This window comes from Flavobacterium sp. P3_A6 (assembly GCF_056403035.1).
In genome coordinates, this window is sequence record NZ_JBFUGG010000018.1 from 41,365 (window position 1) to 57,159 (window position 15,795).

Genomic DNA, 15,795 nt, shown 5'->3' on the forward strand with positions numbered 1-15,795 from the left:
TAAAAAAGAAATCTTTTAAGCATAAAAAAATAAAGAATAACAAAATAAATTAGGTTAAACGAAATTGTCATTGTTAACATTTATCGATGATAAATCTCAAATCCGAAATTAAAAAATAAAAAATGACAACATTAATAGCTATAATAGGATTAGGTGTTTTATGCCTTATATTTGAAATCTTTGATTTTAGAAAAGCAATTGTTCCAATAACAGTAATTGGGTTATTAGCTATTCTAGGACTTACAGTTTCCGAATTTAATTCGCCTGGAAGTTACTACAACAATATGATCGTTGTAAATAAATTTTCGATTGCATTTTCTAGTCTATTTATTGTCTTGACATTGTTTTTGGTGGCCTTGGGGCATAATTTTTATGAAAATCATCAAAGTAAAATTTCAGATTTTATTGCCATAAAAGTATTCTTATTAGCTGGAGCGGTTGCTATGGTTTCTTTTGGAAATCTTGCAATGTTCTTTTTAGGAATCGAAATATTATCTATTTCTCTTTATGTACTTGCAGCAAGTAACAGAACCAAAGTTAAAAGTAATGAAGCTGGAATGAAATACTTCCTGATGGGATCATTTGCATCTGGAATTATTTTATTTGGTATCTGTATGATTTACGGAGCAATGGGATCATTTGATATTGTTGAAATTAGCGACATGTCTCAATCAGCCGAACTTCCTATTTGGTTTCCAATCGGAATTGTTTTACTGACTATCGGTATGCTGTTTAAAATCGCAGCTGTTCCGTTTCATTTTTGGGCACCTGATGTTTACGAAGGTTCTCCAACTCTAACTACTGCCTTAATGAGTACTTTGGCAAAAGTAGTAGCCATTGCAACGCTTTATAAATTATTATCCAGCATGCATGCTGATATCAATTACTCATTTCAAATTGTTGTAGTCGTTATTTCGATTCTTTCTATGACTGTAGGTAATATCATGGCATTAAGACAAGTCAATGTAAAACGTATGCTGGCTTTCTCTGGTATTTCACATGCAGGATTCATGTTAATGACATTATTGAGTATTTCCAATTCAGCAGGAAGTTTATTATACTATACTTCAGCTTATTCTCTAGCGGGAATTGCTGCTTTCAGCGTTATCCTGTATGTGTGCAAGAACAAAGAAAATGAAGATATTGTAAACTTTCACGGCTTAGGAAAAACTAATCCGTTATTGGCAGCTATCTTAACTGGATCTTTGCTTTCTATGGCTGGGATTCCAATCTTTGCAGGTTTCTTTGCCAAATTGGTTTTATTTGGCCAAACTATTCAAGCAGGCTATTTAGTAGTTGTTATATTTGCCGTTATCAACTCGATTATAAGTGTTGGTTACTACTTTAAATTAATTTTGGCAATGTACACAAAAGATGCAAATGAAGTCCGTAGCGGAAAATCATTCTTGTATTACTCAGTTGCTGTTATTGCTATTGCACTAAATATCATTATAGGATTGTTTCCTTCATTAGTTTTAGATTTATTAGCATAAGACAATAATCATTACAATATCTAAAGAGCCAGCTAAATTTAGCTGGCTCTTATTTTTTATAAAAAAAGCCATCAATTAAAAATCGATGGCTATTCCCCCTAATCTAATCAAACTCAAAACTATTTGTTCAAATATTTATAATTTATTTTTATTTCTTAAAATCTAAATAAATTAAAAACTGTTTACAAAAATCTCTTCTGACTTGTTTAATTTTATCAAATTTATCAAATACAAAACTTATATTTTTACGTATTTATACCTGATTTATCAATATAAGTTTTCTAAATTTCCGAAAACTCTAAAAAGACTAAATTTTATTCGTTTTAGCTCACTGTATAGGCATATGCTAAAGAAATGCAAACAAGAGCTTATATATCGAATATAATCGCTAAATTACGATATGAAATAAAGCAGTTATGGGAACGACTAAAAGACAGGATTTCGATCAGGAAACAAATGCAATCGCTGATATCTGCAAAGCATTGGGGCATCCAACCCGAATGCAGATAATGACACTATTATGGAATAAAAACAATAGAACCTGCGGTGAAATTGTTTCCCTAATTCCATTAGCACAATCCACAATATCCAAACATTTATTAGAATTGAAAAAAGCGCAGCTATTAAATGTAAAGAATGTTGGAAAAAAAACAATCTACTCTATTGAAGTAGAAAAAATACAAATTCTTAAAAAGTATCTAACCAATTATTTATCCAATAAATTACTTTCAAAAGAAGCAGAAATTGCAATACTTCCCCAAAAATCACAAATAAAGAAAAGAGATAAATTACATTTAAAGGAATTTAATTATCAATTCCCAAATAAAAAAAAGATATAAACCAATTTTGAGTAATGTTATAATAAAAACTTAAATAACAAAAGTGCAAAATTCAATTTCTTTAATTTTGCACTTTAAATTATTTGATAATGCCAATAAAAAAATGAAAATGAAAAATCAATTAAAAATACAAATCTGGTCGGATGTAATGTGTCCGTTTTGTTATATAGGGAAAAGAAAAATAGAAGAAGCCATCACACAATTTGAAAACAAAGATTCCATTGAAATAGAATGGAAAAGTTTTCAATTGGATCCCAATTTCGTTGCAACCCCTGGTGAAACGGTAGTAGACCATTTGGCTGAAAAATACCGAAGAGATACTGATTGGGCACAATCAATGGTAGAAAACACTAGTCAAACAGCTAAAAGTAACGGATTGGATTTCCATTTTGAAAAAGCAATCTTGGCCAATTCATTAAATGCTCATAGATTATTGCATTTGGCAAAAACACACAATCGCTCTAACGAGTTAAAAGAACTGCTTTTCAAAGCATATTTAACCGATGGGAAAAATGTTAATGATTGGAATACACTTCTAGAAATTGGGCAAAAAGCAGGATTGCACATTGACGAAATCAAACAGCTCATCGATACTGATACCTACACAAAAGAGGTTAGACAAGACCAGCAAGAAGCACAAGATCTTGGTGTAACAGGAGTCCCGTTCTTTGTATTCGATAATAAATACGCAGTATCTGGGGCACAGCCTACAGACGTCTTTTTGAAAACTCTTGAGAAAACATGGGAAGAAGGCAATTTTAACACATCAATACAAATACAAAACACAACCGAAACCAACAGTTGTACAATTGATGGCTGTGAATAAAATAAAGATATGAACGAAATAACAAAAACCCTTCGATGGGGAATAATTGGCTGTGGTAATGTCACCGAACTAAAAAGCGGTCCCGCCTATCAAAAAACAGCTGGTTTTACTATTGAAGCGGTAATGCGCAGAGATCCGGAAAAAGTGGCAGATTACGCCAAAAGACATAATATCCCGAAATATTATACCGATGCAGATGCCTTAATAAATGACCCCGAAATTGATGCTGTTTATATAGCCACACCGCCCGATACCCATAAATATTACGCATTAAAAGTTGCGGAAGCAGGTAAACCATGCTGTATTGAAAAACCATTGGCACCAAACTATCAAGATTGTTTAGATATTGCTGAAGCATTTGAAGCAAAAAACATTCCTGTATTTGTTGCATATTACAGAAGGACTCTCCCAAAATTTGAACAGGTCAAAAAATGGATTGATTCAAAAACTATTGGAGACATAAGACATATCAGATGGCATTTAAGCAAACCTGTAAGCGATCAAGACCGTTCTGGCGAATACAATTGGAGAACCGACATAAAAATCGCAACAGGAGGCTATTTTGATGATTTAGCCAGCCACGGGCTGGACTTGTTCATTCATTATCTTGGAGACATAAAAGAAGTTTCAGGAATTAGTCTGAATCAGCAGGGGCTGTACACTTCAAAAGATGCAGTTGTTGCCAACTGGCTGCACGAATCTGACATAACAGGAAGCGGCAGCTGGAATTTTGGCTCCTTTGAACGCGAAGATATAGTGGAGATTTATGGCAGTGAAGGTAAAATCACATTCTCTATATTTGAAAACGATCCTTTAATTCTAAAAACTACTGCAGGCGAATCCACTCATGACATCCCTCATCCCGAAAATGTTCAGTTACATCATGTGGAGCAAATGCGTGATCATTTACTTGGAAATTCCAAACATCCTTCTAATGCATTCACAGCGGCCCACACCAGCTGGGTCATGGATCAGATTATTGGAAACTAAATTTCCAGCAAGGTCTTTTTCGAAATCTTGTAGGATCTGGTGATCGGAATTTATACTTACAAGGTTAAAAAAAACCTTGCAGGACATGAACAATGAAGTTCCGGAGATAACATAAAAACAGAGGCAACTAAAAAATTAGTTGCCTCTGTTTTTATGTTGCATTCATTAAAATAATTACCAAGTCAAATCAACTTTCTGACCTTTCTTCAAAATAATATTTTTCTTTTCATCTCCGCTAATCAGTGTTGTTTTTCCACCATTTTTAGATAAAACGGTCACTTTTTGCAGAGTTTTATTATTCCATTGCATTGCAATTTCAAAACCTCCCCTAGCACAGATTCCTTTTACAGATCCGCTTTCCCATGCATCCGGCAAAGCAGGCAATAATCGGATTTCATTTTCATCAGACTGTACCAGCATTTCTGCCACTGCTGCAGCTCCTCCAAAATTCCCATCAATTTGAAAAGGCGCATGCGCATCGAATAAGTTAGGATAGGTTCCTCCGCCTCTTCTAGGTTTCTCCGTTTTTTTTCCGTCTGGATCTACGTATCGAAGCAGTTCCCTGAACATTTTATAAGCACGGTTACCATCCCAAAGCCTAGCCCAAAGATTAATTCTCCAGCCTTTTGACCAGCCTGTGGTTTCATCTCCTTTAATTTCAAGTGTTTTCTTGGCCGCATTAGCTAATTCTGGCGTTTTAAGAGGCGTGATATGATTGCCGGGAAAAAGCCCGAATAATTGTGATTGATGGCGGTGCCTTGGATCTTTATCTTCCCAATCGTAATACCACTCCTGCAAATTGCCTTTTTCACCAATTTGATAAGGATGAAATTTCGAAAGTGCTGTTTCTAGTTTTGCTCTGAAATCAGCATCAATATTCAGAACTTTTGATACTTTTATCGTCTTATCGAAACATTCTCTAATCATCGCCAAATCTGCTGTTCCTCCATACATTGTCGCACCGACAAAACCATCGGGAGCTATGTATTGATTTTCCGGAGAAGTTGATGGTGATGTAATTAAATTGCCTTTTTTATCAGTTACCATCCAGCCCAAACAAAATTCAGCTGCCCCTTTCATCAACGGATAACCTTCCTCTTTTAAGTATTTTTTATCCTGGGTAAAAACATAATGTTCCCAAATGTGTGTACTCAGCCAGGCTCCCGCCATTGGCCAGCATGCCCACATGGGCTCTTCTTTACCAAATTGCCCGACTGGATTGGTCATCGCCCAGATATCTGAATTATGTCCTGCCGCCCAGCCTTTATCAACTCCATAAAAAGTCTTCGCCGTAACCTTTCCGGTTACCGAAAGATTTTTTATAAAACTCAAAAGAGGCAGATGCATTTCAGAAAGGTTGGTGTTTTCTGCCAGCCAATAATTCTCTTCGACATTAATGTTCATCGTATAATTACTGCTCCAAGGCGGATTTAGGTAAGGATTCCAGATACCTTGTAAATTTGCAGGAACTCCCAGAGTTCTTGAACTGCTTATCAATAAATAACGGCCATATTGAAAATACAGAATCTCTAAATTTTTATCTTCTTTGCCGTCAGCATAACGCAATAAACGCTCATCTGTCGGAAGATTTGGAGCTGTTGTTTTTCCTAAATCCAAACTGACACGATTATAAAATTTCCGATAATCGGCAATGTGAGATTGTTTTAATTTATCAAATGACTTTAAGAATGCTTTGTTTAAATTTTCTGAAGCAATTGCTTTATCATTTAAACCTTCAGTTGCAGGATTTTTATCAAAACCATTGAAACTTGTAGCAACAGAAACATAAATTAATGCTTCGGTAGCGTCTTTTAAACCTAAAGTTGTATTTGAACTTGTAACTGTTCCGTCCGTATTTTTAATCTGAATTAAAGTTGTAAATCTTGTACCTCTTTCTTTTACATCCAGATATTTTGGAAGAACTGTATATCCCTCATTTTCATGAATTGGCGCATAACCATTCATTTTCAGCATATTATTTTTTACTTCAACATTTGACTTTAATAAGCTGCTTGAATTAATATCAAAATTCAATGCTCCTTTTTTACTGCTTGTCAATTTGATTACCATGATTTGGTCCGGCGCCGAAACAAAGTATTCGCGGGTAAATTTTACGCCGTCTATTTCGTAAGTTACTTTTGATATTGCATTCGAAATATCCAGTTCCCTGTAATAATTAGAAACTTTTCCTTTATTAGAATTACTGATCTCTAATGTTTCTAAAGGTGCAAATGATTCTGAATTTTTCCCTTGAATTTTTTTATTTAATTCTTCGGCTAATTTGTAGTTTTCATTTTTTAATGCTTCCCGAACCGCCGGAACGTTTTTATATGCTTCGGGGTTCATATTGGCATTTACAGGTTCCCCCGACCAAAGTGTGGCATCGTTTAAATATATTTTATCTGAATTAACGCCTCCAAAAACGGTTGCGCCTAATTTTCCGTTTCCTAAAGCCAAACTTTCTTCAAAAAATTCGGCTGGCTGGTTGTACCATAAAACATGACTGGATTGTGCTGCCACTTTTCCCCAAAAAGAGGAAAAAATGAAGACTAAAAGCATTTGATTTATGAGGTTTGATTTCATATTTAGATAGCTATTATAATTCTTTCACTTACAAAGTAATTGTTTTTTCTATTTAATAAATTGTTTTATAAATAAAATTTTTAAAAGTAACTTCACCTTCTCCTACAGCAGAAAGGCCTAATTTTAAACTCATAAAACCGCTTAGCACATTATGATTAAAAGAACTTACCTCTGCAGAGTTTTCGATTTTTAACCAATCCTTTCCATTTATGCTGTAAAACATATTTACTACTTGTTCTCTTTTTTCTAAGCGTAAAAATAAGTGTGTTTTATTCACTCCTTTTTCGGTAGGAAATTGCCATACTCTAAGAATTGCTATAATATTTTCTTTATCGAAAGCAATTCCTGTAAACAATTTAGTATCATAGAAAAGAACTAGTCCAGCCGATGCATTGCCTTCTATTTCAACTTCAACATCTGCAGTGTATGAATGATCAGAAGGTGTGCATAACAGGGGTGAACTTTGGCCAATTCCCGTTCCTTTTCCTTTGATTTTTATTCCATTGGGAGAAAATGTGGCTCTTTTAGAATCATACTCGTCAAAAAATTGCCATTGTGGATTGAGCTTCGTTCCCGTAAAAGTATCCGAAAGCGTGAAATCACTTTTTATCGATTGACCTGCCGGTTTTTTTATTTTATCTTCAGTTTTAATGCCTTCCTTCATTTTGAACCAGCCATCTTTTGTCCATTCTATGGGTTGTAGAAGTGTCTGACGGCCCATGTTGTAATACCCATTCTCATAACCATGAAAAACCATCCACCAATTCCCCTTAACATCGTCTATAATAGATGCATGACCTTTAGACCACCATTTTTCGGAACTATCGTTTGTTCTGACAATTGGATTGTTAGGTGCGTTTTCCCAAGGTCCGAAAGGAGATTTTGAACGAGCTGAAATTACCATGTGGCTTGTTGCTGGCCCGGCAGTTCCGCCTTCGGCAACGGTTAAATAATAATAATCTCCTTTTTTAATCATTTTTGGGCCTTCCAGACAAAAACATTCTATCGACCAGTCTCTTGGTATTTTCCAGCCATCATAAGAGTGTATTGCATTTCCAGTTACTGAAAGCCCATCTTTGGAAAGTGGTGCATAACTACCACTGCTAAAATAAAGAAAACGATCGCCTTTATCATCTGTAAAATGTCCTGGATCTATACCGCTAATTTTTAAATCAATAGGATCACTCCAAGGTCCATTAATCGTATTCGCCCATACGACATAATTGGTATTATTCGCAGGGAAATAAATGTAAAATTTGTTATTGAATTTAACCAAATCCGGAGCCCACACCGAACCCACACTTTTATTTAATGCATGAGTAACCGGTTTCCAATTAATTAAATCTTTGGAAGTCCAAATTAATAATCCAGGATAATAATTGAATGAAGAATGTACAATGTAGTAATCCTCTCCATCCCTAATTATCGAAGGATCGGGGTAATCTCCTGCAAAGATTGGATTGCTGTAAGATTCCGTGTTTTGCTGTTTTTTTTGTTGCTGCGCATTGATAGCAAACGACAATAAAAATATAAATAATAAAATTAACTTTTTCATCTTGATTTTTACTGGTTGTTATTATTTACTAACATTATATTTTCCTGATGCGGTAATCATTTCCCAATTATCAGTTCGGAAAGGAGATGCTGGAAAATTTTCTTTATTGAAAAGATTAATTTCAGTATCATCATCGGCCCAGCCATAATGAACAGCAACGGGATTTGGCACGCTTTCGCTAAAAATGATTACTTTATTATCTTTTATTGTGGCTTTAGCAGGATAAAAAACTTTATCGGCACCAGCAATTTCAAAACCTTTTAGACTTCCGTTTTTATCCACTGTTGACAATCCGCTTCCAATAGAAGAAAAGCTTACTATAATTTGGTTTCCTTTAGTCTCCATTGCTTTGTACATTGGACCGCTGCAAACTTGTTTTTTACCATAAACATCATTCAGGGCAATAGATGCTAAACGTTTTGCAACATCTTGCTTGTTTGTTGGGTGAATGTCTTTTGCATTTCCAATATCAGTACTTACTGCCATTCCAGTCTTTGCCAATTTCAACGTTTCGGTTTGTGCTTCGCGAAGTTCTGCCCAACGGCTTCCTTTTTTACTGTTGCCGCCGAATTCATCAAAAGTTGACAATTGCACAAAGTAAAAAGGAAAGTCTCCTTGATTCCATTTGGTTCTCCAATCGGTAATCATCAAAGGGAATGCTTTCTTGTATTGATTGGCTCTCCATACATTGGCTTCGCCCTGATACCATAAAACACCCTGAAACGCATAAGGAACCAGTGGATTTACCATGGCGTTGTACAATAATGAAGGATAACTATTTGGCGACAGCGAAGTTTTTACAACAATTACCCTGAATTTCCATCTCCCGTCAAGCGGAATGATTTTAGACCCAATTGTTAATTTTAAATCTTCTTTTTCTCCATAGATACCTCCGCCTCCGCTGTTATCGACAATTCTTACGGCAATTACATTTTTTCCTTCCTTTAGAATATTTGCCGGAACTTCATAAACTCTTTTTAAATCCCATTGTATGTTTTTGCCGACTTCGATTCCATTTACGTATGTAATGTCTTCATCGTCGATTTTTGCTAAACTCAAAACGGCTTTGTTTTTAATGTCATCAGCAGTAATCATGATGGTTTTGCGCATCCAGACAACACCATCTAAATCTTCTAAAGGCTGGTTTTCCCATAAGCCCGGAGTATTTAATTCACCCCAGACAGTATCATCAAAAGCTAAATCTTTGAAAGTATTTTCATTGTTTGTACTTACTGCTGTACCCTGAATTTTTTCGATTCTTTCTTTCATTTGTCTGGCATACAATTTTGAAATCGAATCCATATTTACTGTAGGTACACCGGCAATCATATCTTTAAAATCATCACTTTTTTGAAAAGCTTCGCGACTTGTCCATGTTTCTACACAGGTTCCTCCCCAAGAAGTATTGATAATTCCGATTGGGATTTTTAATTCGGCATATAATTTTTTAGCGAAATAATAGCCAACAGCGGTAAAACTACCAACGGTTTCTTTACCGCTTACTTCCCATTTTCCTGCTTTTAAATCCTCTTTTGGAGTACCGCTTAAGTCCTGAGCCACTCCAAAATGACGAATCATTGGATAATTAGAATCATTGATTTCTTTCTCTGCATTCACGGTTTTGAGAACCCGAAATTCCATATTTGATTGTCCGCTGCAAATCCAGACTTCTCCGACCAAAACATCTTTTATGACGATTTTATTTTTCCCTGTAACAGATAACTCAAAAGGTCCGCCTGCTTTTTCAGCATTTAAACTCACCATCCATTTACCGTTTTTATCGGCAGTGACAGTTTTGATTTGCTTATTAAATTGAATTTCTACTTTTTCGCCAGGATCAGCCCAACCCCAAACCGGAATTGGTTTATTTCGCTGTAAAACCATTCCGTCAGAAAACAATAATGGCACTCGGACATTGGCATTTGCCAAAATACTTACCATCAAAAAAAGAAATACGATACTTTTTTTCATTTTTTTTATTTTTTTTATTTTTTAAAAAGTCTTTAAGCCACCAAGAATCTAAGATGCTAAGCTTTAACAAAACTTAGAATCTTAGATTCTTTGCAACTTAGCAACTCAGAAATTACTTCAATCCATCTTGCAGAGCAGTTAATGCTTGCGAATCAAAAATGGTATTATCACTTCTTTTAAAAATTCCGAAACCATTGTTTCCAATGCTTCCTTCATCCCAATAAAATGGCAATAATCCATTTGCTCTTGCTGTTTTTACAACTGTTTTTAAATAATAAGCTCTTGAAGCCAAGTGCAAAGTCAATGCATCTCCAGTTAAGGTTGTTCTGCGGATGGCACCAAATTCTCCTAATAAAACTGGAATTCCTTTATCTACAAATTGGGTTTTCATTAGTTTGAAATTTTTATCCAAATCTGCTTCCTCTCCAAAAGTTGCATTACGTTCTGTATCTGTTGTTGAATGGAAACCTGCCCCCCAATAGTAAAACATTTTACCCCAAGATTCATCTTTTGTTAAACCTCCAAAATTCCACGGCCCATAGTAATGAACCTCTACCATCATACGGTTTGCTGCTGTATCTGTTGGCAATGTAGTCATTAACTTATTGGTTTTATCAATATCTGTTGTTGGTCCCTGAATTATTAAAGTACGATAAGCATTTTTTCCTCCTGTCGAACGCACCGCATTAATAAACGTTTGATGATAAGAAGTTAAAACTGCCATTTGTCCGGCATCTTCAACAGCTGGTTCGTTAGCGCCTGCAAAAAGCAAATGTTCATCAAATCCGCGTAACTGTGTTGCAATTTGTTCCCAGAATGCTTTTTGTTTAGCATTGTTTTCTACTTTTTTGGCTTCGGTAATATTATTTTCCAGCCAGCCACCATCCCAGTGAATATTAAGAACTACATACATATCATTGTCAACACAATATTGCACTACTTCTTTTACTCTAGCTAACCATTCTGCATTGATTTGAGCTGTTGTAGCATTAGCATACTGATTCCAAGAACAAGGAATTCTAATCGCATTAAATCCATTTGCCTTAACCAAATCAATCAGGGCTTTTGTAACTTTTGGATTTCCCCAGGCGGTTTCTCCACCAATTGCTTCCATAGTGTTTCCTATATTCCAGCCTAATTTAATTTTTGCTGCTAATTGTACAGCAGTACTTCCCATTCCAGTAGCATCATCTGCAATCGGGTTAGTATTGTAACTAGGATATAAACCTGTTACAACGGTGCTTCCAACTTGTGAAATTGAAATTTGTACTGATGCGGCTTCACTGGAACTTATAGTTACCATAGCTGTTCTGACAGCTGTAGTTGTGTTTTCTAATGCCGTAATTGTTACTAAACTGCTTCCTAAAGTTCCTGAAGTTTTACTCAATTGAACCCAATCAGCATTAGAAGCAATAGCCCATGTCTTAGCATCGGTTGTAACAGTAACACTGACTGCATTTCCTTTGGCAACAAAATCTATCTTAGAGATATCTGCGGAAAGTGTTTTTGCTGCAGTTTTTGGTTCCTCAGGAGCTGCATTATCTGAACTGCATGCTGTTGCACTAAAAAAAGCAAAGCATATCAAAAAAAAGAAACTATATTTTTTAATCATCTTATTCATAATAGTATTGATTCTTGGTTGGTTATTAGCAAATGTTATTTTATGACAACATCAATTCTATTTTTGATATCGCGTGAAGAATTTCCAATATTTAAAGTGTATTTTCCTGGCTCAACAATCCAGCTTTTAGCTGTTGCATCGTAGTATGCCAATTCTTTTACTGGAACCTTAATTGTTATTGCTGTTAATTTTCCAGCTCCAACAAACACTTTTTGGAATCCTTTTAATTCTTGAGAAGCGCGCTCAATTTTTGAATCGGCTTTAGAAGCATACAATTGCACGACTTCTTTACCGTCTGTTTTTCCAGTATTTTTAACTGTTAATGTAACTGTAATTGTTTCACCAACTCCGTACGAAGCTTTATCTGCTTTAGCATCACTGAAAGCAAAAGCCGTGTATGATAATCCGTATCCAAAAGGGTATAAAGGCTCAACATTTTTTGTATCAAACCATCTGTAACCTACCAAAATTCCTTCTTTATACTCAACTGTTTTATCTCCAGGAAAACTGTTAGTCGCGTGAGCAGGAGAATCCATCAATTTTTTAGGCATTGTCCAAGGCAATTTCCCAGATGGATTTACTTTTCCTAACAGTACATCAGCCAAAGCATTTCCTCCCTCAGATCCATTGAACCAACTCCAAACTAAAGCATTTGTTTTTTTGCTTAAATCATCAATTTCAAAAGGAGCTCCGGCAATCAATACCACTATTGTTTTTGGATTTGCTTCCAACACTTTTTTAATCAATTCTTCTTGTCCGAATGGTAAGTTTAACGTTCTGCGATCTGAAGATTCGGTTTCATAATCACGATTTGAACCCGCAAATACAATTGCAATATCCGAGTTTTTGGCAGCCTTTATAGCTTCCTGCAGTGTAGCAGGATCTAATTGATCAATAGTAACTGGCCCAGCAGAAGTTATATTTCCTAAGTTCCCCTTATTTCTTTCTTCATAACGCTCAAGATATCCCTCTGCATAATTGATTTTGACAGAAGCAGGTAATCTGTTTTTCAATCCGTCTAAAGGTGTAATCTCTCTTTTGGTTTTTACTCCGGCACCAAATCCGCCCAAAGCATTTTTCTTTGTTGCATTATTACCAATAACAGCAATCGATTTTACTCCGTCTAATTTTAATGGCAATGCGCTGTTCTCATTTTTCAATAGCACTATCGCTTCTGAAGCAATTTTGTAGGCATCATGATAATGCGCTTCGGTAGCGATACTTCCATTCGCCCGTTTTTTGCCACCCATTGCTTTCACTTGATATAAAGTATTCAAAATGCGTCTCACATGTTTATCAATTTCTTTTTCAGAAACTTCTCCATTTTTGACAGCTACGATTAATTTATCTGCCATGAAAAATTCATTGAACTTTTTTGGAGTTCCCATTTCAACATCCAATCCGTTCTGCAAAGATTTTACGGTAGTATGTACCGCAGCCCAATCAGACACTACGATTCCTTTAAAACCCCATTCGTCACGCAATATTTTATTAAGCATATAATCATTCTCACATAAATATTCACCTCTAAATTTATTGTAAGCTCCCATTATGCTATACGCTTTTGCCTCTTTAACAGATGCTTCAAAAGCAGGCAAATAAATTTCACGAAGTGCACGTTCATCAATCTGTACATCAACAAAATCACGATTCGTTTCCTGATTATTAGCCGCAAAATGTTTTACGCATGCCATAACATCATTATCCTGTAAACCAACAATCAAAGGCACGGCTATTTTTTTGTTCAAAAATGGGTCTTCACTCATATATTCATATGTTCTCCCTCCCAGCGGAGTCCTTACAATATTAATAGCAGGCGAAAGTAGCATGTCTTTACCTCTAGCACGCATTTCCTGTCCTAAACTGTTACCAAAAGTGTAGCCCATTTCAGCATTCCAAGTAGCCGCTAATGCTCCGCCCGCAGGATAATAAGTCGCAAAATCGTTAGTTAAACCTGCAGGAGACCAATTATCACGTGAAATTTCTTCGCGGACTCCCAGTGGCCCATCAGCCATTTTTAATTCCGGAATGCCCAAGCGTTTTACTCCACCCGAAGTAAACATACTGTTGCCATGCAGCATTCCAATTTTTTCCTCCAGAGTCATTTGTGAAATTAACTTCTCGATGGCGGCATCATTCTCGTTTGTTATTCCTTTACCAACGTATGTGGTTTGCTGTTTTTTAGTTTCAGACGACGCTATTTTTTTCACTCCTGACTGTGCATTGCCATCAGCAAATACAAGGACTGAAACAGCCATTGCTACGTATTTGATTTTATTTTTCATTATCCTACTATTATTGTGATTATTACTGATTGATTATTCTAAGCAACTATTGTTTTATAAAATTAAAAAAGACAACATCATTCTCATTTATCTTGTAAGTTTTACTAAACTTCCCTTTATCATCAATGCTTATTTTCTCAATTGCAATTGGTACGCCGCTGTTATTTTTCTTGATTGATTTTACTTGTTCTAGAGTTAGCTGGCTTGGTTTTCCCATCGCTAAATAATCTGCGAAAGCATCATTAACTTTATAGCCCACTTTATAAATCTCCAGATTATATTTCCCTTTCTTTAATCCTTCCACTTCAATTTTAACCTCACCTTTTGATTTTGACGGCAAATCTTTTATATAATACGTTTGATTATTAACATCCTTCTCTGGCAGAGTGTAGGCATAATTCCAAAATAAAAGCTGTACATCTCCTTTAGCATTTTTAGTTGCCCAAGATGAACTGTCGGTATTTTTAAGTTCGGTTTCTCCCAATTTATTCATTAGATAATAAGAGAAATAAGCTGGTTTTTTAATCCCTTGAGTATTTAACAATCCGAATCCTCCGTGAAAAGGGGTAAATCTAGGCCCCGGCTCTTCGAAAATATCCGTAAAAACCCAATAGGACATCGAGTTTGGAGCATTGCCTGCCTGCTTTAATTTTTGAAGAATATAAGCTGCCGAATGGTAACTGTCATGAATTGGATCCGCAGGAGTATAAGAAGAACTCCATTCGGTATAATGCAATTCGAGATTTGGTTTAGCTGAAGTTGCTATTTGCTTTCTAGAATTGATAACATCCCCGCTAACACTTGAATCATCCTTATTTAAAACCGTACCTGTAGAACCATATTCATCTAAATATCCTTGATTTACACCATAAGTATGTGTCGAAATAAAGTCTATTGGCACATTATTTTTAGTGCAAAAATCAATCGTTTCCGGAACCCAGCCAGCCCCTGCTGTTGCAGGACCTCCAACTCTATAGCCTGTATTTACACTTTTGACCGCTTTTGCAGCATATTCATATAATTTGAAATAATCCTGCTGTGTTCCTGTCCAAAAACCAGGCGATAAGTTAGGTTCGTTCCATACTTCAAAATACCAGCTTTTTACTTCTTCAGCTCCGTAACGTTCTGTAAAATGCTGCGTTAGGTTTTTAATTAAATCACCCCATTTATTATAATCTTTTGGCGGTGTAACATTCCCTTTCCACCAAAAAATAGTTTCCTTTCCGCTCGCTAATGCTGATGGCATAAAGCCTAACTCTACAAAAGGTTTCATTTTGATACTTACAATAAAATCAAATAAAACATCAATATACTGGTAATTGTATTCTGGATTTCCTTTACTGTCTTCACGATATACGGCCATATCATCTGTCAATAAACCATGCATACGGATGTATTTGAAATCACATTCTTTTTTAGCCATAGCCAATTGCTGCTGCCAGTCGGCGCGTAATCCCTCATTGGCACGTCCGGCACCAATACATTCTTTGAACATCGTGTTCATTTTCCCACTAACATCATTATAATTTACTTTTATAGTTCTGTTATCGGAATTATTATTTTGTCCAAACGTTGATGCATTGTTTAGAAAACATAATCCAATCAGTAGTATTAAATATTTCCTCATATAAA

At 35.6% G+C, this 15,795-nt stretch carries 10 protein-coding genes; 4 read left to right on the forward strand and 6 right to left on the reverse strand.

Translation table 11 applies throughout. From position 1 onward, the window contains the following. Positions 1-122 precede the first annotated feature (122 nt). The 4 genes from AC1DVP_RS15950 to AC1DVP_RS15965 all read left to right on the forward strand — a co-directional run bounded on the left by AC1DVP_RS15950 (position 123) and on the right by AC1DVP_RS15965 (position 4,148). Positions 123-1,493, forward strand: coding sequence for an NADH-quinone oxidoreductase subunit N (locus AC1DVP_RS15950; protein ID WP_477184480.1), 1,371 nt, complete (start codon positions 123-125; stop codon positions 1,491-1,493). Positions 1,494-1,909: 416 nt separating this feature from the next. Then, positions 1,910-2,332, forward strand: a complete 423-nt coding sequence (locus AC1DVP_RS15955; RefSeq protein ID WP_477184481.1) for an ArsR/SmtB family transcription factor — start codon at positions 1,910-1,912, stop codon at positions 2,330-2,332. A 109-nt stretch (positions 2,333-2,441) separates the two neighbouring features. Continuing rightward, positions 2,442-3,158, forward strand: coding sequence for a DsbA family oxidoreductase (locus AC1DVP_RS15960; RefSeq protein WP_477184482.1), 717 nt, complete (start codon positions 2,442-2,444; stop codon positions 3,156-3,158). A 9-nt stretch (positions 3,159-3,167) separates the two neighbouring features. Then, entirely contained in the window at positions 3,168-4,148 is a 981-nt protein-coding gene (locus AC1DVP_RS15965) for a Gfo/Idh/MocA family protein (protein ID WP_477184483.1), read from the forward strand. 174 nt (positions 4,149-4,322) lie between these two features. Here AC1DVP_RS15965 and AC1DVP_RS15970 read toward each other — a convergent pair whose 3' ends face one another. The 6 genes from AC1DVP_RS15970 to AC1DVP_RS15995 all read right to left on the reverse strand — a co-directional run bounded on the left by AC1DVP_RS15970 (position 4,323) and on the right by AC1DVP_RS15995 (position 15,790). Next, positions 4,323-6,731 carry a glycoside hydrolase family 95 protein gene (locus AC1DVP_RS15970; protein ID WP_477184484.1) on the reverse strand — a complete coding sequence of 803 codons (2,409 nt, stop codon included), beginning with the start codon at positions 6,729-6,731 and terminating at the stop codon, positions 4,323-4,325. A 52-nt stretch (positions 6,732-6,783) separates the two neighbouring features. Further along, positions 6,784-8,286, reverse strand: coding sequence for a family 43 glycosylhydrolase (locus AC1DVP_RS15975; RefSeq protein WP_477184485.1), 1,503 nt, complete (start codon positions 8,284-8,286; stop codon positions 6,784-6,786). A gap of 21 nt (positions 8,287-8,307) precedes the next feature. Beyond that, positions 8,308-10,257, reverse strand: coding sequence for a sialate O-acetylesterase (locus AC1DVP_RS15980; RefSeq protein ID WP_477184486.1), 1,950 nt, complete (start codon positions 10,255-10,257; stop codon positions 8,308-8,310). 112 nt (positions 10,258-10,369) lie between these two features. Continuing rightward, complete coding sequence (locus AC1DVP_RS15985) at positions 10,370-11,878, reverse strand: cellulase family glycosylhydrolase (RefSeq protein WP_477184487.1); 1,509 nt, start codon at positions 11,876-11,878, stop codon at positions 10,370-10,372. A gap of 35 nt (positions 11,879-11,913) precedes the next feature. Next, complete coding sequence (locus AC1DVP_RS15990) at positions 11,914-14,163, reverse strand: glycoside hydrolase family 3 C-terminal domain-containing protein (protein ID WP_477184488.1); 2,250 nt, start codon at positions 14,161-14,163, stop codon at positions 11,914-11,916. Between the two features lie 46 nt (positions 14,164-14,209). Then, a complete protein-coding gene (locus AC1DVP_RS15995; protein WP_477184489.1) occupies positions 14,210-15,790 on the reverse strand; it encodes a GH39 family glycosyl hydrolase in 1,581 nt (526 codons plus the stop codon). Positions 15,791-15,795: the final 5 nt, after the last annotated feature.